The following is a 21,512-nucleotide window of genomic DNA, read 5'->3' on the forward strand; positions in this document are numbered from 1 at the left end:
TGCGCTATTTGGCGGCGATGATGCGGATAGACCCGGGCCGATGAATTTCGCTTGCGGCCAAATCTCATTCGCGCGCGTGTCGAATGGCCGAGATGCATTGACCAGGCGATCGTCGCGGCGCTTCAACGGTCATCATGAGAGTTTCACCAACGATCGAACCTGACGCTTCGACGCAGAATGGCACGCCTTTCGCCGCGTGGTACGCCCTCATCATTGTCTCGGTAGCTGTCTTGTACGCGGTAATAGATCGACAGGTTCTGATCCTGTTGGCACAGCCGCTGAAAGCGGACCTGCTTCTCAGCGACACGCAGATCGGCAGCTTGCAAAGCGTCGGCGCCGTCCTTTTCGCGAGCATCGCAGTCATTCCACTTGGCTGGCTCGCGGACAGGATGGACCGGCGTTTGCTGCTGGCACTTTGCATCATCGTCTGGTCGCTCGCTATCGCATCGTGCGGCCTCGCAACGGGCTACTGGACGCTGCTGCTGTCCGTCGCCCTGCTCGGGGCAGGCGAGGCGGGACTCTCCCCAATCGTCTTTGCGATGATCCCGGAGCTGTTTTCCGAGCGACGCAGGATAACCGCGAACTTCATCTTCTATACTGCGACCGTGCTGGGCGCAGGGGTCGGCATGGCCATCGCCGGCCTCGTCGTCCAGCATATCGGCCTGTTGACGCCTTTCATCCCCGACGGCATCTTCACGCGGGAAAGCTGGCGACTGGTGTTCTTCGTTGTCGCCGTTCCGGGGCCGGCCATTGCGCTCGCGATCCGGATGATCAGGCTGAACAAGCAACCTCGCGCCATTCAGGCGACGGCCGAACGCCCGGCGCCCGAAGAGCCGTCGAAGATTCGCACCTATCTGGCCACCAACTGGAAGGCGATCTTCGCGGTGTTCGTGCCGTTCGGGCTCGCGCTTCTCGCCGCGTCGGCTGTCTTCACATGGATGCCGGTAATCCTCGCGCGCAAGTTCGGCCTCTCTCCCGGAGCCGTCGGCACGGGACTGGGGGGAGCGCTGGTGTTCGGCAGCGTCGCGGGGCTGGCGGTCGCCGCGGCGGCGGCGAGCTACCTGCGGCCGCGATGGGGCGCGCTGACGCCCGTCCGATTGTCGCAGATGGGCTATTTCACCTATGCATTGCTTACGCCGCTCTACTTCTTCGCGCGCACGCCCGGCGAGACTTTCCTGATCGCCACGATCCAGATGGGGATAGGCGTGGGCGGAAACTCGCTGATGCCGACGCTGGTGCAGGATCTTGCACCGGCCGAGCTGCGAGGGCGATTTTTTGCGATCTCGACGGTGGTTGCGACGATATTCCAGATGGTCAGCCCGTTGCTTGTCGGCCTGCTGTCCGACCATGTCTTCACGCAGACCACCGGGCTCCTGACCGCCTCGGTGATCGTCGCCTTTCCCTGCATGCTTTGCGCGGCCATCGTCTTGCGGCTGGCCGAAAAGCAGATCTTCGCCACGGTGGAGAATGTGCGGGCCCGCTCGATTGCCGGCTGATCGTCACCAACGGCTGCGCGCACTGCGCCGGCACCTTCTGGGCCAGCGGCTGGACGGCTTCATCCTGCCCACCGGCGATGAGCACCTGTCCGAGATCCCGGCGGCCTATGCGAACCGCCTTGCCTGGCTGACTGGGTTCACGGGCTCGACCGGTACGGCGGTCGTGATGGCTGACCATGCCGCGATTTTCGTCGATGGTCGCTACACCGCCGCGGCACATGGCCAGGTTGAGGCGCGCGACTATGACGTCGAGCCTGCTACCCCTGGCGCCGTCGGAGAATGGCTGGCGCGGCGGACCGCACGCGGCGCCCGCATCGGCTATGACCCTCGCCTCTGCACGCGGGGCACAGTCCAGGCGATCAAACAGCCCTTGGCCGGCGGCGATGTGACGCTTGCGCCGGTAGAGCACAATCCGATCGATGCGATCTGGATAGACCAGCCGCCACGTCCGGCAACGCCGGTCTTCATCCAACCCGATCACCTCTCCGGCCGGCCTTCAGCGAGCAAGCGCCGGGAAGTTGGCGACTGGCTCGGCGCCATCGGTGCGGATGCGGCTATCCTTGTCGCGCTCGATTCAGTCGCCTGGCTCTTCAACATCCGCGCGTGCGACATCGCCACCGCACCGCTCTGCTATTCCTTCGCAATCTGTCACCGTGACGGCACCGCCGATCTGTTCGTCGACGCCTCGAAACTGAACAACGGCGTCCGCGACCATCTCGGCGACAGCGTTCGCATAGCGGCATATGAGGATTTCTATCCGGCACTGGCGACGTTCGCCGGAATGCGCGTCTCAATCGATCCGGATCTCTCACCCGTCGCTATCCATCACACGCTCGACCGTGCCGGTGCGCGCATATGCGAAGCCCGCGATCCGACCCGGCTCCCCAAAGCGATGAAAAACCCGGTCGAGATCGCGGGCATGAAGCAGGTGCACGTCCAGGATGGTGTCGCGCTCACCCGTTTCCTGCACTGGATCGCAATCGAAGGACCCACGGGGGAGCAGACTGAATTGTCCGCAGCGGCGCAGCTCACCGCCTTGCGTCGCGAACTGCCAGGCTTCCACGGTATCTCGTTCGAACCGATTTCCGCCGTCGACGCGAACGGCGCAATGCCCCATTACGCGCCGACGCCGGAGAGCAACCGGCCGATCGGCCCGGGCAGCATCTACCTGATCGATTCCGGTGGCCAATATCCTGGCGGTACGACCGATGTCACGCGTACAATAGCTATCGGCATCCCGCGCCCCGAGGTTAGAGATCGTTTCACGCGGGTCTTGAAGGGTCACATTGCAATCGCGCGCCTCGTCTTCCCGGCCGGCACCATGGGGTTCCGCCTCGATCCGTTGGCCCGCTTGGCGCTCTGGGAAGTCGGCCTGGATTACCCGTTGGGTACCGGCCACGGTGTTGGGCACTTCCTGAATGTCCATGAGGGACCAGCGCATATGCTGGCGTTACCCCGTCCGGGTGACGCGGGGATCGAAGGCGGCATGATCCTGTCCAACGAACCGGGCTATTACAAGGAAGGAGATTACGGAATCCGGACTGAGAACCTTGTCGTTGCGGTCGAATGCGTGGTTGCGGGAGCGGAGAAGAAGCTGCTGAGGTTCGAGACGATTACACTCGCACCGATCGACCGACAGCTGATCGATCCCGCGCTGATGACGGACGCGGAGATCGACTGGATCGACACCTACCACCGAACAGTGCTGTCGACGATCGGGCCGCTTCTTGCTGCAGACATTCGGCGTTGGCTGGAGCAGCAGACGGCGCCCCTGGAGCGTACCGCGCTGGGGTGAAAACCGCGATCATTTCACCGCTCGGCCGTTTCCTGTTTTCGCATTCCGCCAAATCTCTTTCGAGAGCGTCCGCGGCCTCCGCTTCGTCCTTGATCGCGCTTCGGAGGCGACACTAGGCCAGGATAACAATCCGATCGCTCGCGGACCTCAGCCTTAGGCCCGACTGAGCCCCTGCCCGCCTCTGGAGCTGTCCTCATGACTGATACCCTCGCGGAACCGATCCGAAGTCCGCAAGCCGTCAAGGATGGTCTGCCAGCCACCGATATCTTCACGCGCTACCAGGCCGCGGAGGCGGTGCTCGATGCTCGCGTCATGCCGTTGGTGTTGAACGAAAGCGTGGCGCCGAACTGGATCGGCGACCAGGCCTTCTGGTATCGACGCCAGCGACATGATGGCGCCGAATTCATCTGGGTTGATAATGGACAGGCAGGTCCCGCGTTCGACCATGTCGCCGCTGCGGCCGCGCTTGGCGCATCGGCCGATCCGTGGAAACTCGTGGTCGAAACGATAACGGCCGACAGGCAGCCGGTCCTTCATCACGAGGGTCGGCGCTGGCAGATCACGGCCGGACAGGCAGTTGATCTGGGACCGGTCCCGGTCGCTGCTCCGGGGCTGCTACTCTCCCCCGCCGGCGATCAAGTGCTAGCAGTGCGCGGCCACGATCTCCACCTGGTCGATCTCGCCACTGGCGATGAACGGGCGCTCACGACCGATGGCGAGGATAATTTCGCCTGGGGCAAGATCCCGGACGCTTGCCTGCTCGCCATCGCGCGAAAGCGGGCCGCCCTGCCGATCCTGCCGTTCGGTTGGTCATGGTCGCCCGATGGCCAGTTCGTGGTGGGTGGTCGCGTCGACGAGCGTCACATCGAACCCTATCCGTTCCTCGAGTCCGTGCCGCAGGACGGCGGAGCACGACCGCGCGTCCATGCCGTCCGTCAGGCACTGGTAGGCGAGGCGGGTCCGGTCTTCACCGCCTGCGCGATCGAGGTTGCGACCGGCCGCACAATCGCGATCGACCTGCGCGCCGAATCCGGGCACGACCTCGGCCAACAGGACATGATTCAGCTCGAGCCGATCGGCTGGTCCGACGATCACCGCCGCGTTTTCGCCGCGGTCGCCGCGCATAGCATCCACGCAACCATCCTGCTCGAGATTGACGTCGCGAGCGGCGCGGTTCGTCGCGTCATCGAGGAGCCGTCGAGCGGATTCCTCAAACTCGGCGCGGAGCTCTACAAACAGCCTAACGTCCGGATTCTTGCCGGCGGCCGCGAGGCAATTTGGTTTTCGGAGCGGAGCGGCTACGGACATCTCTATCGCTACGATCTGGAAAGCGGCGCTCTTGTCAATCTCGTCACGACAGGCGACTGGTCGGTCCGCGACATCCTGCGGGTGGACGAGCGCGAGGGCCGCATCTATTTCACCGCAGCGGGCCGCGAAGGCGGCAATCCCTATGAGCGCCGCGCCTATCGCGTCGATCTCGACGGGCGCAACCTCACGTTGCTCAGCCCCGAGGTCGCCGACCACACGATCGATGGTCCGCCGGAATCGCTGCTTGCGCGCATCTTTGGCCTGCCCAACCCCCCATCCCCGATCTCGCCCGACGGCAGCGTCTTCATCGATAGCTGGTCCACCGCATCCAGGCCTGGTGCGACGGTGCTGCGATCGACCGGGGACGGTGCGATCGTCGCGACACTCGAAACCGCCGACGCCAGCGCACTTTTCGCAACCGGCTGGCGGCCTCCGGAACCGTTCGTCGCCAAGGCAGCTGATGGTGAGACCGATCTGTACGGCGTGCTCTATCGCCCGTACGCGGCGACCGGCGCGCCCGCACCGGTCATCGACGGCATCTATGGCGGTCCGCAGATCGTGGTGACGCCGCACAATTTCGCCGCGGCACGATATGGCGTTGGATATCACGGCCGCGCCGCGCTGGCCGCGCTCGGCTTCGCCGTCGTCGTGGTCGACGGCCGCGGCACGCCGCTGCGATCGAAGGCGTTCCACGACGCTGGCTATGAATCCTCGGGCGACATCTGCCTCGATGATCATGTCGCGGTGCTGGATCAACTCTGCGCCCGTGACGCGACGCTGGATCGCGACCGCATCGGCGTCTACGGCCACAGCGCTGGAGGCTACACCTCCGCTCGGGCGATCCTGCGTCACCCGGACATCTTCAAGGTCGCCTTCTCATCCGCCGGCAGCCATAATTTCCACGGCCTGTATTTCGGCGGTGGCGGCCCGCTGCCGGATTATGGCGACGGCCAGCGCCTGAAGCCCGACGTGGCGGCAGTGCCGGACAATTATCGCCAACTCGACAACGCCCTCTATGCTGCCAATCTGCGCGGCAAGTTGCTGCTCGCTTATGGAGACATGGATGAGAATGCCTTTCCCGCGGTGACACTGCAACTCTGCGACGCGCTGAACCGTGCCAATCGTAGCTATGATCTACTCTATATTCCGAACGGCACGCATTTCTACTTGGCTCAGCCTTATTTCCTGCGGCGGCTCTGGGATTATTTCGTCGAGCATCTGATGGGAGAGGCCCCGGCAGCCGATTACGCCATCGGTGCCGCTGGCGGCATGAGCAGCTTCGCCTGAGGCCGCCACTTTGACACACGACAAGCGGGAGTCTCGATGATGTTCGACAGGGATGAAATCGCGCGGCTGAGCGCTCGGGCCGTATTCGGGCGCAAGGCGAAGGCACAGGGGCGAGACGGCATCGCCGTTTCCTCCCATCCGATCGTATCGAAAGTCGCGACCAACGTGCTGCGCGCCGGCGGTAACGCGGTCGACGCCATCCTCGCCGCCTCGCTCGCGCAGACGGTCGTGGAGCCGCATATGACGACCGCGTTCGGCGTGCTCAGCATGATGCACTACGATGCGAAGAGCGGTGTCACGAGCTACGTCAACGGCTCGATGAACGCGCCGCTGGCGGGGCTGCCCGGCTTCTCCCCTGCAGACCTCGCCAATGGTCGCAGCGTCGCGGTGCCGGGCTTCTGGTCGGCCTGGGAGGCTGCTCGCGAACGGCTCGCGACCAGATCTCGCGAGACACTCGCCGCGCCCGCGATCGAGCTCGCGCGGTCGGGCATTCCGATCTATCCGTTCCTGTACGGCATGATGTTCGAGCAGGCTGGCAAGATCGGTCTCAGCGCCGAAGGCCGCGACATCTATTTCCAGGAGGGCGCGCTTCGGGGGCCCGGTGACTGGATCGCCAATCCGCGCCTCGCCGATACGCTGGAGCGGATGGCCGCCGATGGCGTTGATTATTTCTACCGCTCGGGTTTCACGGAGAAAGTAGTAGACACAGTCCGCAAGGCGGGCGGCGTCCTGACAATGGAAGATTTCGACCGCTACGAACCGCGGTGGATGGAACCCGCCTGGGGCACGTACCGCGGCTATCGGATTGCCGGCTCGCCGCCACCCGACAATGGCGGGACGCACCTTATCGAGATACTCAATCTGGTCGAGCAACTTCCCCTGCAGGATTGGGGCATGCCAACCGAGAGCGCGGATACGCTCTACTGGCTCGCACGCTTCTGCCTCGAGGTTTCGCTCGATGGTGCGGACCAGGGAGATCCCAACAGTTGGCCGTTGCCGCTGGAGACGATCCTGTCGAAGGATTATGCCGCCACCCGCTTCGAACTGATGAAGATGCGCGATCCGCGACCGGTCGACAGGGCGCGCACCCCTTATCCAGGCTCGACGCATCTCACCGTTGTCGACCGCGACGGCAATGTCGCAACGATGCTGCATTCGGTAATGGCGATGCCGTGGAGCAACGGGTTGATCGTCGACGGCATGAACCTTTGGGCAGGCGGCGGTCATTTCTTCCGAACCATGCCGCGGCCCGGCGACCGCGCGACCTGCTATATCGCGCCGCACGTGATCTTCGGTCCCGACGGCAGGCCGGTACTCGCCGGTGGCTCGCCAAGCGTTGCGCTCATCCAGACCTGCATCACCAACACGCTCAACATCTTGGATTTCGGCATGGACATCGAGACTTCGGTTCATCAGCCGCGCATCGGCGGACCGGTCTATACCAGCCTTACCCCTAACAGCATCTCCATCGAACTCGACTGCGGAACGCTGGAGATCCAGGCCGCGGCGCGCGAACGCGGGCTGAACTTCGAGTTGACCGGCCCGTGGAGCGTCCACGCCGGCAGCTACGAAGGTGTACACATCAGCGAAGATGGCGTGTCGAGCGCGTGCGCCGACCCTCGTCGCGCTGGCGCGGCGGATGCCGTCTAGGCCGTCGAAGGCCACGGTTTGACCGTCCACCCGATCGCCGGACGCTAGCCCGATCTTGCCACCGACACGCATATCGAGCGCGGCACCCATCCGGGCCTCAAACAGAATGTTCGCCGCCTGCGGATCGTATCGGAAGGCGATGAGGACATCCGTCATGGCCCGTTCGATCAGGCGCCGGAGAATATAGTTGCTGTCGGCCGGCGCCCCTCCTCCGAGATTGTTGGCGCCGTCCGCGGCACCGGCCGGCCCTATACCGTTGTCGGCGAAGTGAAAACCGGTGTCCGCAAGGCGTCCGTTTTCAGCAAGGAAGCTTAGCGCCGACGCGGTAGTCAACGCAAAATGTACTGGTTCAGCTCGGTCGACCGCTAGCAGAAGAAATGTTGCAATGACCGCCGACATCGTTCTCGCGCACGCTGTGCGGACGCTGATCGGGAACTTCAATGGCTCGATAATGCGCCCATATCTGGGAACGAGCGCATGAACTGATCGCCACGCCAATGGGGTCGGCAAAGCGAAGTGCGCAAGCTGCTCGACGATCTGCGCCCGCCGTCTCGCACGTCCTGTCTGCCCTTCCGCGAGGCGTCCTGTGCCAAGCCAACGCCGAGCGCACAACAGGTAGGCATGCCTAATTAAATGACGATGGTTTCGCCTTCTAGCAACTACGAGCGACGACGCAATCGCCCCGCGCTTCGCGGCGCGGACGGCGCAATACCTCCACATCAATTCGATCGCGAGACCGTCTCGCGCTAACCGCAAATCGAAAGGTTCAGTCTCCGAACAGAAGCGTCAGCATCTGCCTCTTCCATATCCGGACGGCTCGCTCGATCTCATCCTTATTCGCATTGCGAATATATTCGACGGTAAGCCCGCGCGTGATCGCATTGTTGAGCAGTTGAAGGCTCATGAGGGCTTCGTCGTTGCGGATTCCCGCCGCGCGCAAGATCATATGAGCCCAGAGCCGGACACGCCTGTCAAACCGGCGCGTGCTTGGCGCGACCTCGCGATCGAGGTCGGGGTCGTTCCGGCGCGCCAGATGAATTTCCAGCAACGCCGCCATTTCCGGCCGCCCCAGCATCGCGAAGTTGGCGTCGAGCAAATTCTCGAGCGATTGCGGCGGTGTCGTTCCTCGCCTGATCGCTTCGGAATAAATCTTCGTGCGATATTCCGAAAACTCTGCCGCGACGGCGGCCATGATGCGGGCCTTGGTCGGAAACTGGTGCTGGATCGCTCCCAGGCTCATCCCCGTAGCGTCGCGGATCGCATGCATCGTGGCGCCCGAATAGCCCTGCACGCACAAAATATCGCGCGCCGCGGCAATCACCTTGGCACGAGTGGCGGCGCTTCGGTCCGCTTGGCTACGCCGGGGTTTTGCGGCTTTTTCCGTCATATCGGAAACCTCCTCTATGACATCAGCGGCCTGGCTCATAGCTGCGTTTCCCCGATTGCTCGCGCCTCGCTTGCGACCGGCAAGCGGGGCCGCTCGGCCTCGGCTTCTGCCCAGGCGACCTCAAAATTCGGCTCCGAAGCGCAACCCGAATGTTCGCGGCTGCTGGATCACCCCCGTACCGGTCGCATTGGCGCCCGCGCCACTGAGATAGGAATAAAGCCCCCTCGAATCACCGACATTGGTCACAAAGGCGTCGAGCTGAAAGCGGCCGAAATCAACCCCGCCGCGCAAGTTGACGCTGTGATAGTCGGGCAACCGCTGGTGGATCGTGTGCACCGGCGTCGCGGCGAAGTTCGAATAGCGCGCGCCGACATAGGCCCAGTCGATACCGGCAAAGATCTTAGCGTCGTCGCCGACGGGCGCGCGGTAATCGACGCTCACCGTGTTGGAGAACCTGGGCACATAGGGCAGTTGGTCGCCGCGGACGCCGCCGATCGTCGGCGCGTCGGCGCGCAGGTCGGCGTCGACCAACGAGCCCGATACCGACAAGGATAGCTGCGACGTTGCGGAAAGCCGCAAAGCATATTCCGCGCCGCGACTGCGCGCCTTGCCGCCATTGGCGGTAAAGTTCTGCGGGACGCCAGTGTCGGGATTGATCGATATCGTAGGAATCTGGATGTCGGACCAATCGATCGTGAATAGCGACACATCGAACGCGAGGCGTCGATCGAAGAGTTCACCTTTTGCACCCAGCTCGTAATTTACCGTCGTATCGGGCTTATAGCGCGTCAAATATCCCGGCGACGCGACCGACGGGATCGCGTTCGGACCGCCGGGACGATAACCGGTTGCGACACGGGCGTACAAATTGACCCGTTCAACCGGATGCCAGCTAATGGCGCCCGACCAGGTCGCCTTGCCGTCGCTGACTTTCGACAGCGGATCGGTGACGTCGCCGGTCAACTGCGTGGCGAAGCCAAATAGCTTCGTCGCCTGGGACTGTTGCCAGTTGCGCGAATAACGCGCGCCGGCGGTCGCTTCGACATTGGGCGCGACATGCCAGGTCAGCTGGCCGAACCCTGCCAGCTCTTCATAGCTCGCCGGAATATCGAGCGCGCCACCCGGAAACGGCGCCGTCAGCACCTGCGCCGGCTGTGCCACCGACAGGATATCGAAAACCTGGGTGACACGGCTTTTCTCATCGGCGTAGAAAAGGCCGACAAGATAGTCGAAAGGGCCGTTGCCGGGTACCGACGCGATCCGGATTTCCTGGTTGAACCGGCGCACAGACGCGAGATTGCCACTTCGGATCGAGATCGGCTGGCCATAGAGCGGACCGACGAAATCCCCGAAAGTCACGCCGGGCGCCGCGCTTTCATAGCTGACGTCGAGCACCATATTGACGCGCGTTCGGGCAAGGCTGGTCACGCTCGTGATAGCGACCGGGCCAGCATTATAGTTCAGCGTCGCGCTATAGATTTGCGCGTCGCGCTTCACCGGCTCGGCGATGCGCGAATTGCGCTGCAGATCGCCGCCATGGGCGATTGCTGTAGCATCAGCGGGCGGATGAGTTGGCGTCAGCATCGCCCCGACGAGCTCGACGGTTGGCGTGGCGTCCAGATCGTCGCGCTGCCAGATCGCAGCGAGCCGCACGCTGAAATCGGGACTGGCCTGCCACAATAGCGAGCCGCGAATGCCATAGCGCTCGCCGCCATTAGCGTTGCGGTCGCCGCGCAAATTGTTGTCGATATAGCCCGGCAGGCGTTCGAAAAGACCCGATACGCGGATGGCGACGGTGTCTTCGGTGATCGGGATATTGACCACGCCGCGCACCGCCGCGCCGATCTGGCCGCCGCGGACAGCGTCGACCTCGACTTGCCCGCGCCCCTCGACGCGCGTCAGATTGGGGGCTTTGGTGACATATTTCACGAGCCCGCCGAGTGCCGAGGCGCCGTATAATGTCCCTTGCGGCCCGCGCAGCACCTCGATCCGCTGAAGATCATAGGTGTCGAAATTGGGCGTCGTCGTCTGTTGATAGGAAGATGCCGATGTCAGCGGAACATCATCGACGAGGACCGCCGTCGTCGCCCCCTGCCCGCTCGCATTGAGCCCACGCAGGGTGAGCTGCACGCCGACCCCGGTCTGGCTGACGCTGAGGCCCGGCGTGTGCGCAGCGATTTCCTCGATCCGCGTTAAATTGCGTTCGGTCAGCACCCCGCCGCCGATCGCGGTAACCGCGGACGGCACGTCGATCAGCCGCTCTTCTCGCTTTTGCGCCGTCACAACGATCTCGTCGTTGCCAAGGTCGCGCCCCGCTTCGGGGGCGGGGGCGCCCGCGGATTGCGCCCGGGCCGCGCCGGGCGACGCCATGACGATGGCAAGGGCCGTTCCTGCAAATATGGTTTTGAAACGCCGCATATATCCCCCCATTTCTATCGTTATTGTCGTTCAGCCTTCGCGCCCCAGCGCAAAGCGGGCGCCGTGAAGAAGCGCGGCGGGCACCACCGACATGTGGTCATCCTCGGCAAACACGACCCGCCGCAGGCCCGAAGCGCCGGCAGCCGCCAGTGCGTCGGCGAACTCCACCGCCGCGTCGACCATCCGGCACGCCAGAATTTGCGCCTGCACCGCCTCAAGCGTTGCACCCAATTCGGGCGGCACATGGGTCGGCACATCCTGTTCCTTGCCACCGACATCGACAAAGATCCGCGGTTGCCGGGGCAGCGCCGCCAGCCGACCGGCAAAGGCCGGCAGTTTCTGCAGGATCGAAAATCCGTCCCACCACAGCGACGGGCTGCTGATGACATAGGCAGAGAAGCTGGCCGGTCTGGTCAGCAGCGCATTCGCTGCGAAAAGCCCGCCCAGCGAATGGCCGAACAGGATATGCGCACCGCCCACCGTTCGCGGATGGCGCGCCGCCAGTTCGGGCATCACCATATCGACGAGAAAGGCCAGAAAGCCATCGGCTCCGCCGTTGCGTTCGCTGCCGATCATCGTACCGAACGCGCCCATAGCTTCGCGGGCCGCTGCCGCCAGCGGCGGCGTCAGATCGGCGGTTCGCAACTTAAGAAAAGCGGCGTAGTCGGCGTCATATCCGATGCCGACGACATAATGGGCCGGCACGGCTCCGACGCTCGACATGGCACGCGCAATCTCGGCGGCCATCCCGAAGACGAGATCGCCGTCGACGACGAAGAGTATCGGCACATTCGCATCCGGCGGTACCGCGGGCGCCGCTACGCTGATCGTGATTGGCGCTCCGCCCGCGGGATGCACAAGCGTAAATTGCTCGAGCGATGCCCGTACCGAAAATTCCATCTTTCCGCTCCTCTACGCGCGCCTTTTTTTGGCCGCGAGGTTCGAGGGGCTTGCCACGCCGCCCGCCCGACCATGCCGCTTCATCCGCTCACTTTACAATAAAGTCAACTTGTTTATATCTTCGATTGCCGATGCCGGTCGATGGCGAAAAATGGCGGCAAGGGAGGCGCGAATGACAAGCGGAACAAAGAGCATCGCGACGCACCCTCCCCTCACCCCTTCGCAAACCGAAAGTCCCGCAATCGACCAGCACGCCGCGGACGAGTCGCGCGGTGCAATGATGCTGGCCTGGTATGGCCTCGGCGTTTTGATGATGACGTCATTGCTCGGGGTAGTGGTGCGGCAGATGCTCAGCCTGATCGCGCCGTCACTGCAAACATCGCTCGGCTTCACCGACCTTCAGCTGGGAATGTTACAGGGTCTCGGCATGGCGGTTTTCGCATGTGCCGCGAGCTATCCGATGGGATGGCTTGCGGACCGCTTCGGCCGCCGCCTGATCCTCGCGATCGGCGTCGCGATATGGTCAGCCGCAACATTCTTCTGCGTGTTTCAGGACAGTTTTGGCGGACTGTTTTTGGGAACGGTGGGAATAGCGATCGGCGAAGCCGGGTTGGCGCCGATCGTATACGCCCTCATTCCCGACCTTTTTTCCGAGCGAAAACGTCACGCCGCCAACCTGATCTTCTACGGGGGCACTCTGTTCGGTGCCGGCCTCGGCGTGGCGCTCGGCGGCGCGATGCTCGAATGGCTCGCGGCTTCGCCCAGCCTGCCCTCTGGGCTCGCAAGCCTCGACAACTGGCGCATTGCCATGATGGCACTCGCGCTCCCCGGTCCGCTGTTCTTCCTTCTCGTTGCAACCATGCCGCTGTCGCAGCATGCGGCTCCCGCCCGGGCCACTCGCGCGGGCGGCGGCGAACCGATACTCGCCTTCCTGCCCTATGCGCGCGCGCATGGTCGCACGCTCGCCTGCATTTTCGGATCGATATTCGCGATGGCCGTCGCGATGACCGCGGCGCTGAACTGGTTCCCGCTTGCCCTGCCCCGCGCCTTTGGAGTCGTCCCCGCGACGGTCGGCGTCGGCCTGGGCACCGCGGTCACCATCGCCACCCTGATCGGGGTGTTCCTTCCCGGCATCGCATTGAAGCTCGGGGAACGTATCCCGGGCTGGTCACCGCTCCGGGCCGCAAGTCTCTTCATATGGATCGCGCCACTGCCGGCGGCATTTCTGCCATTGGCGAGCTCGCCGTTCCAGGCCTATGCCATCGCTGCGCTTCAGGGCGCGATGGGGATTGCCGGCTCGGCGCTGATGCCGGGGATCATCCAGGATCTTGCGCCGGAGCATCTGCGGTCACGCGTGCTCGCGCTGCTTGGCATCGTGAATGCGCTTGCCCTCGCCGTCTCGCCGCTCGCGGTCGGAACGGTCTCCGGGCTGATCGGCGGGACGCGCGGAATGCTCTATTCGATCGCGATCGTCAGTGTGCCGTCGCTGATCCTTGCCGCGATCCTCATTTCACTCGCACCGCGGCACTTTGCCGTTACTGCCCGGGCCGTCCGGTCGCTATTTCCCGGAGATCAAGCATGACAAGCCGCAACGCTTCCACCGGCAGAGCAGACGACATGACCGGCATGCGCGAAACGCTGGAAGCGGGTCTCACCACGTCCACGGCGCTGGTTGAGCGCGCCATCGAACGGGCCGAGGCGGTGAATCCGCAACTCAACCTGATCGCCTGGCCGAACTTTGAGCGCGCACGCGCCGAGGCGGCCGTCACACGCACGGGGCCGCTCGCAGGCATTCCGACGATGATCAAGGACGCGATCATGGAAAAGGGCGTGCCTGCGAGCTGGGGGTCCGCAGCGCTGCGCGACCATATTGCCCGCGAGGACTCGCCCTATACCCAGGCGATCGCCAACGCCGGCCCGATCTCGATCGCCCGGACAACGATGCCCGAACTGGGCCTCAACGTGGTGACCGAATCGCCGCTTGTCGGCGCGACGCGCAATCCCTGGAACCGCGATTACGCACCGGGCGGCTCGTCGGGCGGCGCCGCCGCGGCGGTGGCGGCGGGCGTGGTTCCGATCGCGCACGCCAGCGATGGGCTCGGCTCCATCCGGCATGGCGCGGCGCCCTGCGGTCTCGTCGGCCTCAAGCCATCGCGGGGACGAAATTTCGGCGACGTGGCGATGAGAGCGATTAGCGACCTGGGCGTGAACGGATGCGTCAGCCGCACCGTTCGCGACACGGCCGCCTGGTTCGATGCGACGCAGACACGCAGCCCCGATGCAGCCTTCGCTCCCGCGCCTATGGTCACAGCGCCGATCGACACGAGGCTTTCGATCCAGGCCTATAGCGCGGTCATGCGCACCGGCGCAGCGCCGGATGCAAGCGTCGGGCGCGTCTTCGCCGACACGATCGATCTCCTCGGCCGGCTTGGGCATCGCGTTGCCGACGGCTCGCTGCCCTTCGACGGCCCGCGCGCCATCGGCGCGCTGAACGATATCGCCGAGGGCCGGTTCGTTCGCAGCATCAATGACATGGCGGCCTTGATCGGCCGCCCGATCGAGCTTGCGGATCTGGAATATCGCTCGGCCACCCTTGTCGCCGCGGGACGACATATCGACGATGAGCGATACGCTGGCGCATTGCAACAGATGGAGAAGAATGTAGCGCTTTATCTTGAACGGTTTGATGCCATCGATATCTGGATGACACCGACCTTCAGCACCGAGATCGTCCGCATCGGGGTGTTTGGGCCCGAAACATCGTGGGACGCCACGCGCGACCATCTGATCGATTATGCCGGCTATTGCTGGATCGACAATTTCGCCGGCACCCCTTCGATCAGCCTGCCTTTGGGCTTCAGCGACAACGGCTTGCCTGTCGGTATTCAATTCGCGACAAAGCCGGGCGGTGAGACCTTGCTGCTTCGCCTGGCATATCAACTGGAAGCAGCGATTGAATGGGGGCAGAGAACGCCGCCCATCTGGGTTTGCCAAGAGTGACCGATCTCATCTGTGAATCGGATTCCGATTTCATCCCCCATTGGTCATTGAATTCGTGGACCCGTTTGCGTCGACCCGCGTCCAATCCGATGCCGATTCACACTGCGGAATCCGCGTATGGGGGAAGGCTCCTGCCGTGGCGCATGTAAGCGGTAGATGGGAGGCCCGATGGATCCGCTGGGGGGCGCTCATGCTGACCGCGAGCCTGCTCATCCTGCCGCTGACACTTGCCGAGGGGTGGCTGGGCTGGGTACTGCTGGGCGGTGCGCTTATGGGCGCCGCGTTCGGCTTCTCGTGGAGCTTCATGAGCCGACGCTTGCTGGGGGCACTGATGGAGGAGGATCGCGCTATTGGCTCCGCCGCGATCACCACCGTCCGCCAGAGGGGCTCCGCCGCAGGGGCAGCAATCGCCGGAACCGCAGCAAACCTTGCGGGCTTCTCTCACGGGATGAACGCGGAGAGCGCGCGGGCGACCTCCGTTGGAGTTTTTGTCAGCGTGATTCCATTGGCGCTGATTGGCACCTGGGCGGCCTATCGGCTCACCCGCTTCAGCCCGAGTGAATAGCACCGCAGCCGTATGCGTTGTCGGCATCGCGCGTATATTCCTTCGGCAAGCCGACAACGAATTAAAACGTGAGACGATACCGCAGTGATTACAATCAGACATTCCCGCCCCGACGAAGGCATCCGTGTCATCGAAATTTGGCGTGGCGCGGTTGAGGCGACGCATGACTTCCTCTTGCCCGAGGATCGTCTCGCGCTTGATGAGATGGTGTGCAGCTTTCTGCCTCAGGCGCGGCCGTGGCTGGCAGTAGATGCCAATGATTACCCGCTGGCCTTTATGCTCATCGACAGCGGCCATATGGAGGCGCTCTTCGTCGATCCCTTCTTTCGGGGGACTGGTGTCGGTGCCGCGCTCGTGCGCCATGGGCTGAAGCTTCATCCGAAGATGACGACCGACGTCAATGAACAAAATAGCCAGGCAGTCGGCTTCTATGAGAAAATGGGGTTCAAACGCACCGGCCGTTCGCCCGTCGATGATCAAGGCAGGCCCTATCCGCTCATTCATTTGCGGCACGACGAATGATCTCGGCCTCGCGCCTCGAGGATTTGCGCTTCTTTGATCGCCAGTTTCTGATGCAACGTCGGCAACCACCGCAGGGCATCGCATGCGGTGCAAGCAGACATCGTTCCTGAAAGAAAGACCGCATGTCCATGATGATAACGAGACGCAGAATATGTCTCGCTTCCTTTACGGCGCTGCCATGGCTGTTTGCGGCTTCAACGCGGGCAAATAGTCGCCGAGCCATTGTCGAAACCCAGCTCAAGGCGCTTGAAATCCGCAGTGGCGGGCGGCTGGGTGTCGCCGTCCTGAACACCGCGACCGGTGAGGTGGTTGGGCGTCGTCTCGATGAACGCTTCGCTCTGTGCAGTACGTTCAAGACTTTGGCGATCGCTTTCACACTGGCTCGCGTTGACCGCGGGGAGGAAAAGCTGGATCGGAGAGTTTATTTCAGTGAGAAGGATCTGGTGACGCCCTTCAAGGCAACCAGGCCGCACATCGCTGATGGCATGACCGTCCAGCAACTTTGCGAAGCCGCAGCAATTGTCAGCGACAGCACCGCCGCAAATCTCTTGCTGGCCGGCTTCGGCGGACCTTCCGCGCTGACCACCTATCTACGCTCGATCGGAGACCAGACGACCCGCGTCGACAGGACCGAACTGGCCCTCAACATCGTCAAGCCGGGAGAAGTGCACGACACGACGTCGCCCAGGGCCATGGTTGCCACGCTGCGACACATCTTGCTCGGCTCCGCCCTTTCGCCAGCGTCGCGGGCGCGCCTGACCGAATGGATGACGGCATCTAGGGACGCGGCAGCGCTACGCCTGCGGCGGGGTTTGCCGACGGGGTGGCTGATTGCGAACAAGCCGGGGACGTGGGAAGGCATAGCGACCAACGATGTCGGAGTGATCTTTCCGCCCGGCCGTCGGCCGATCGTTGTCGCGGCATATCTCAGCATAGCGCATGGTGCCGTGGCGGATCAGGAAGCCGTTTTGGCTGACGTAGCGCGTATCGTCACGGGAAGCGCCTGATCGAGCGGGCTCATCAGAGGTATCGGCTTATCGTATCCATGGCACTGACGGCGCGTTGCTCGAACGCTTATATCGAGAGCCACAGAGACGGGTGGCGAGCCATCAAGCATCATAAGCATTGGTGGGCGTCGGTCGAAAACCACGCGACCAATCTGCTGGACATGCCCATCGATGCGATCACAACCGATGACGTGCTGGCCGCGGTGCAGCCGATCTGGCTGACCATATCGCCGACCGCCGGGATTTTGCGCGGGCGCATTGAAACCATCCTCGATGCGGCCAGGGCGACAAAGCTCATTATCGGCCCGTGGGAGAACCCAGCCCGATGGCGAGGCGACTTCCTCCACCTGCTGCCAAGGCAGAAGCGTAAATATGCGGTCAGGCATCATCCTGCCGTCCCCTACCAGGATCTGCCGAAGTTCTATGAGCGTCTGGCGGCACGCTCCGCTATCGCGGCGCGGGCGCTGCAGATGATCATCCTATGCGCGACCAGGACGGCGGAGACGCGGCTTGCCACCTGGCGTAAGTTCAACCTCATCGATCGGGTCTGGACGATCCCGGGCAATCGCATCAAATCTGGCCGGGGAACATCGCATTCCCCTTACCGATAGCTGCATGGAAATCCTCCGGGAACAGGCAGCCATGACAAAGCCCCGGCCCGATGGTTATGTGTTTCCGGGGTGTACGCCGGGGAAGCCATTCCATCAGATGCTGCGTTTGCTCGGTGAGAGCGTCCGCATGTCGGAATCGTCGGCAGAAAAGGCCCCTGGTCAATGATCGCTTCCCACCCACCTCATGCCCTTTCGTTGGCAGGGAGTCTGCCGCTGGCACCGGACGGACCGATGCGCCCCAATTCCTGCCGTTGAGCGGCCAGCAGCGCCTTTCCAAGACCGGCCCCTGTCTTATGTCGCAATCCCGACGACCAGACCATCGGCAAGCCATTGGCCCAGCATCCCGCCAGCGCGCGCGATCCCAATCTCCTGGCCAAACGCCTCGACCATCAGGTCGCACAATTTCGCGAAGGACATGCCGGCGCGCACCGAGAGCAGCGCCTGATGCTCATATTGATCGATGGCGCGAAATTGCGCGACATCGCCATGTCGCCAGACGAGGATAGCGCCGGGCTCGGGCAAGAACTCGACCGCGGGCGGCACCTCGCCGGTCGCGAGCGCCGACCAGATCGCGGGAGCGTTCGTCGTCAGGCTGCCGAGATCGAGCGTCGGCGTGATCCGCAGCGTGGCACGGTCCCAATCGACGTCACCGAGTTCGCCGGCTGAAACCGCGTCGGCATCGGTCGCGACGAATGCCTCCCCGAGCGCCATTTCGAGCCAGCCAAGCTCGGCTACCTCGGGGTCGGCGAGATAAAGGATTTCCAGCGTCGCGGGAAAATCGCGCGCATAAGCGTCGAGGGTCCAACTGCTTGGCGGCAGGCGATCGACATGCGCGACCACCGCCCGATGAAAAGCCTCGCCGCCGATCCAGTCGCGCGTGTGCTCGAAGCTCTCTTCCAGGCACGCCGCGAGCTGTGCCCGATAATTGTTCTGATAGACGCGCAGGCCCGGCGCGGCCGCTTCGCCGAAACGCGCAGCGGCGACTGCGTCCTCTGAGGTCAGCCACGCGCGCATATCGCGCTGAAGCTCGATCAGGCTCATGCCGCTTCTCGCAGCGCGCCACGCGCGATCGTCCGCGCGGTGCCGAGTTCGGCGAGCAACTCGGCGAGCGGGGGAATATCGTCGTCGCGTTCGATCATCGCCGCGACCGGCCCGAGCTTCGGCATGACGTAAGCATAGAGGTTCCAGACCGAAGCGGGCACCGGCCGATCATGCGTATCGATCAGCATCTCGGCTCCCCGGCTGTGCCCGGCAAGGTGGATCTGCCGCACGCGATCATGCGGCACGCCATCGAGATAGGCGATCGGATCGAAGCCGTGGTTGGTCGCACTGACGAACACATTGTTGACGTCAAGCAGCAGTCCGCAGCCCGTGCGGCCACACATGGCATCGAGAAACTGCCATTCGGTCATGTCGGCGGAGGCGAAATCGATATAGGTTGACGGGTTCTCGATCAGCATTTCGCGGCCCAGCGCGTCCTGCGCCCGCGCAATATTCGCGCAGACGAGGTCGAGCGCTTCCTCCGTATAGGGGAGAGGCAGCAGATCGTGCGAGTTGAAGCCTTCGATCCGCGACCAGCTCAGATGATCGGAGACGAACAGCGGATCGATCTCGTCGATCAGCGCGCGCAGGCGCGCGAGATAGGCGCCATCGACGCCGTCGGCCGATCCGACCGACATCGACACGCCATGCAAGGCGACCGGATAGCGCGCCCTGACATCGCGCAGGATGTGGCGCGGCCGGCCACCATCAACCATGAAATTCTCCGAGATTACCTCGACGAAATCGACCGCGATGGGGGTGTCCAGAAACTCGGCATAATACGGCTTGCGTAGCCCGAGCCCGAAGCCGGAAAAGGGAGCAATGGTCATTGCTTCGCTCCTGCAGGGGAGCCGGCCCGACACGAGCGCGCCGGGCCGGTAGGAGGATCAGTTCGGCGCGGTCTCGCTGCCGCCCGCCGCCGCACAGGCCTTGGCGGTCAGTTCCTTGAAGCCCTGGCCCTTGCACGAATTCTGGCCCTTGCAGTCGTTCTTCGCGGTCTTGCAGTCCGACTGGCCCTTGCAGGTATTGACGCCGTAGCAATGGACCTTTGCCGCCGCCCCTTTTGCGATCGCGGCGGTCGGCGCGGCAGCGGAAATGGCGACGACTGCGGCGGCGGCGGCGATGCTGGCGGTAGTGCGGATAACGGTCATAAATAGCTCCGTGAGAAGGGTTCTGCCTGGTTGGCCACCCTAGTTCGCTGCCGTCGCCCGCCCGGTTACATCGCCCGAGAAAAAAGCGCGTACGCCACGAAAAATTACCAGCGCAGCAGCCGGGGTCCGAGCAAGGCCCCGAGCGAAGCGGCGAGCAGGATGCCGAGCGAATACCAGGTCAGCACGAAGATCGCCGAGACCTCCGGGCAATGCACGCAATACACCGTGGCGGCAAAGGCGCCGGCCGAGAGGCCCGCTGCAGCACCGGCGGCGCGCAGCCTTGTCGGCGCCAATCGTCGGAACGACCAGAGCAGGCCGATGAAGATCGGCATGGCGAGGCCGAGCACGATCCACGGGCAGACCATCCAGCTATGCCCGAGCCACATGGCGAGCCACTTAGCAGGGGGCGTTCGAACCAGCTCGATGACGCCGGCACCGGCAAGGAGCGTAACCGGAACGGCAAGCAGCCAGACCCAGCGCACGCTGCCGCTGTCGGGCCGTGCAAGTTGCGCGGTTACGGCCAGCGCCACGGCCGACAGCGAGATCGTGTAGGTCCATTTTATCCAGAAGGCGAAGCCGCGCATCGCGACATGAAGGTCGGGCCGGATGCCGAGCATCGATACGACCGCTGCGCTTGCGACCAATGCACCCAGCAACAGGCCGATTGCGAGCCGCCAGCCGACGGCATGACGACGCACTTTCGGCACGTCGGCGGAGAGTTTGGTGATCAGGTCCTCGGTGTTCATCGACCGCCTCCCTGAAAGCGCGCCATCAAGGTCTTGAGGCCGCGATGGACCGAGATCTTCACATCGGATTCGCCAATCCCGTCAGCGGTGGCTGCTTCGGCGACGCTCATTCCCTCGATCCGCGTCGCGCGGATCATCCGCGCCTGTTTGACCGGCAGGGTTTCGAGCAGATCATCAACATCGAGCCGGGCGCCGGATGCGTCCTCGAACCCTTCGACGATCAGGATTTCCTCCAGTCCCTCGATCGGCTGGAGGCGGCGATTACGGCGGAAATGGTCGATCATCTTGTAACGTGCGACCGCAAACAGCCAGGCGGTGAATAGCCGATCGCGGTCATAGCTCGCCCGGCGGGTATGCACGGCGATGAGCGTTTCCTGCACCAGATCTTCGATGTCGTCCTCCGAACCGTTCGCCCGGCGTCGATAAAAGCCGCGCAGCAAGGGGACCAGGTGGCGCAACAGCGCTGCATGGTCGGCAGCATTGCCGTCGAGGCCACTGATCATCAGTTGGCGCAACTCGTCCTCGTTCGCCTTCATTCGCGCTCCTCACGGGAGAGTTCGGCGTAGCCGGCCGAAAGGTTACAGCCGGTGACGAAATTTATTTGAGGTCGATGTGTAACCGTTGCTCG

General features: G+C 63.6%; 18 protein-coding genes and 2 pseudogenes. 10 read left to right on the forward strand and 10 right to left on the reverse strand.

The window, feature by feature from the left end; all coding sequences use genetic code 11:
- Positions 1-134 precede the first annotated feature (134 nt).
- The 4 genes from NED98_RS08270 to NED98_RS08285 all read left to right on the forward strand — a co-directional run bounded on the left by NED98_RS08270 (position 135) and on the right by NED98_RS08285 (position 7,536).
- Positions 135-1,496, forward strand: coding sequence for an MFS transporter (locus NED98_RS08270; RefSeq protein WP_265312578.1), 1,362 nt, complete (start codon positions 135-137; stop codon positions 1,494-1,496).
- Positions 1,486-3,291 (forward strand): aminopeptidase P family protein, encoded by a 1,806-nt coding sequence (locus tag NED98_RS08275; protein ID WP_265312579.1) that lies wholly within the window; start codon positions 1,486-1,488, stop codon positions 3,289-3,291. Before NED98_RS08270 ends, NED98_RS08275 begins: the two co-directional genes overlap by 11 nt.
- 195 nt (positions 3,292-3,486) lie before the next feature.
- Entirely contained in the window at positions 3,487-5,886 is a 2,400-nt protein-coding gene (locus tag NED98_RS08280) for a S9 family peptidase (protein WP_265312580.1), read from the forward strand.
- Positions 5,887-5,922: 36 nt separating this feature from the next.
- Positions 5,923-7,536, forward strand: a complete 1,614-nt coding sequence (locus NED98_RS08285) for a gamma-glutamyltransferase family protein (protein ID WP_265312581.1) — start codon at positions 5,923-5,925, stop codon at positions 7,534-7,536.
- A 36-nt stretch (positions 7,537-7,572) separates the two neighbouring features.
- On the opposite strand, the pseudogene NED98_RS23385 reads toward NED98_RS08285, so the two are convergent.
- The 5 genes and pseudogenes from NED98_RS23385 to NED98_RS08305 form a co-directional block, all read right to left on the reverse strand.
- A pseudogene (locus NED98_RS23385) lies at positions 7,573-8,256 on the reverse strand (MlrC C-terminal domain-containing protein); the annotation flags it as partial.
- Positions 8,257-8,302: 46 nt separating this feature from the next.
- Positions 8,303-8,962 (reverse strand): TetR/AcrR family transcriptional regulator, encoded by a 660-nt coding sequence (locus tag NED98_RS08290; RefSeq protein WP_265312582.1) that lies wholly within the window; start codon positions 8,960-8,962, stop codon positions 8,303-8,305.
- A gap of 81 nt (positions 8,963-9,043) precedes the next feature.
- On the reverse strand, positions 9,044-10,756 hold the full coding sequence (locus tag NED98_RS08295; RefSeq protein WP_265312819.1) for a TonB-dependent receptor: 1,713 nt from the start codon (positions 10,754-10,756) through the stop codon (positions 9,044-9,046).
- 111 nt (positions 10,757-10,867) lie between these two features.
- Positions 10,868-11,353, reverse strand: a pseudogene (locus tag NED98_RS23390) (TonB-dependent receptor plug domain-containing protein); the annotation flags it as partial.
- Positions 11,354-11,371: 18 nt separating this feature from the next.
- On the reverse strand, positions 11,372-12,241 hold the full coding sequence (locus NED98_RS08305; RefSeq protein WP_265312583.1) for an alpha/beta hydrolase: 870 nt from the start codon (positions 12,239-12,241) through the stop codon (positions 11,372-11,374).
- 172 nt (positions 12,242-12,413) lie between these two features.
- Here NED98_RS08305 and NED98_RS08310 point away from each other — a divergent pair, with 172 nt between their 5' ends.
- The 6 genes from NED98_RS08310 (at position 12,414) to NED98_RS08335 (ending at position 17,946) form a co-directional block, all read left to right on the forward strand.
- Positions 12,414-13,823 (forward strand): MFS transporter, encoded by a 1,410-nt coding sequence (locus NED98_RS08310; RefSeq protein WP_265312584.1) that lies wholly within the window; start codon positions 12,414-12,416, stop codon positions 13,821-13,823.
- Positions 13,820-15,241 carry an amidase family protein gene (locus tag NED98_RS08315; protein WP_265312585.1) on the forward strand — a complete coding sequence of 474 codons (1,422 nt, stop codon included), beginning with the start codon at positions 13,820-13,822 and terminating at the stop codon, positions 15,239-15,241. The genes NED98_RS08310 and NED98_RS08315 overlap by 4 nt, the downstream gene beginning before the upstream one ends.
- A 190-nt stretch (positions 15,242-15,431) precedes the next feature.
- Positions 15,432-15,806: a hypothetical protein gene (locus NED98_RS08320; protein WP_265312586.1), complete on the forward strand. Its 375-nt coding sequence runs from the start codon at positions 15,432-15,434 to the stop codon at positions 15,804-15,806.
- An 84-nt stretch (positions 15,807-15,890) separates the two neighbouring features.
- Entirely contained in the window at positions 15,891-16,328 is a 438-nt protein-coding gene (locus NED98_RS08325) for an acetyltransferase (protein WP_265312587.1), read from the forward strand.
- 122 nt (positions 16,329-16,450) lie between these two features.
- Positions 16,451-17,335, forward strand: a complete 885-nt coding sequence (gene bla, locus NED98_RS08330; protein ID WP_265312588.1) for a class A beta-lactamase — start codon at positions 16,451-16,453, stop codon at positions 17,333-17,335.
- Positions 17,336-17,373: 38 nt separating this feature from the next.
- Complete coding sequence (locus tag NED98_RS08335) at positions 17,374-17,946, forward strand: tyrosine-type recombinase/integrase (RefSeq protein ID WP_265312589.1); 573 nt, start codon at positions 17,374-17,376, stop codon at positions 17,944-17,946.
- Between the two features lie 291 nt (positions 17,947-18,237).
- Here the strand turns inward: NED98_RS08335 and NED98_RS08340 are convergent, their stop codons facing one another.
- The 5 genes from NED98_RS08340 to NED98_RS08360 form a co-directional block, all read right to left on the reverse strand.
- Positions 18,238-18,987 carry an HvfC/BufC N-terminal domain-containing protein gene (locus tag NED98_RS08340; protein ID WP_265312590.1) on the reverse strand — a complete coding sequence of 250 codons (750 nt, stop codon included), beginning with the start codon at positions 18,985-18,987 and terminating at the stop codon, positions 18,238-18,240.
- Positions 18,984-19,817, reverse strand: coding sequence for an MNIO family bufferin maturase (gene bufB / locus NED98_RS08345; RefSeq protein WP_265312591.1), 834 nt, complete (start codon positions 19,815-19,817; stop codon positions 18,984-18,986). Before bufB ends, NED98_RS08340 begins: the two co-directional genes overlap by 4 nt.
- A gap of 57 nt (positions 19,818-19,874) precedes the next feature.
- Positions 19,875-20,138, reverse strand: coding sequence for a BufA2 family periplasmic bufferin-type metallophore (gene bufA2, locus NED98_RS08350; protein WP_265312592.1), 264 nt, complete (start codon positions 20,136-20,138; stop codon positions 19,875-19,877).
- 104 nt (positions 20,139-20,242) lie between these two features.
- Positions 20,243-20,884, reverse strand: coding sequence for a DUF1109 domain-containing protein (locus tag NED98_RS08355; RefSeq protein ID WP_265312593.1), 642 nt, complete (start codon positions 20,882-20,884; stop codon positions 20,243-20,245).
- Positions 20,881-21,420, reverse strand: coding sequence for a sigma-70 family RNA polymerase sigma factor (locus NED98_RS08360; protein ID WP_265312594.1), 540 nt, complete (start codon positions 21,418-21,420; stop codon positions 20,881-20,883). Before NED98_RS08360 ends, NED98_RS08355 begins: the two co-directional genes overlap by 4 nt.
- Positions 21,421-21,512 lie beyond the last annotated feature (92 nt).

The sequence above is a fragment of the Sphingomonas lycopersici genome (assembly GCF_026130605.1).
Lineage (GTDB): Bacteria > Pseudomonadota > Alphaproteobacteria > Sphingomonadales > Sphingomonadaceae > Sphingomonas > Sphingomonas lycopersici.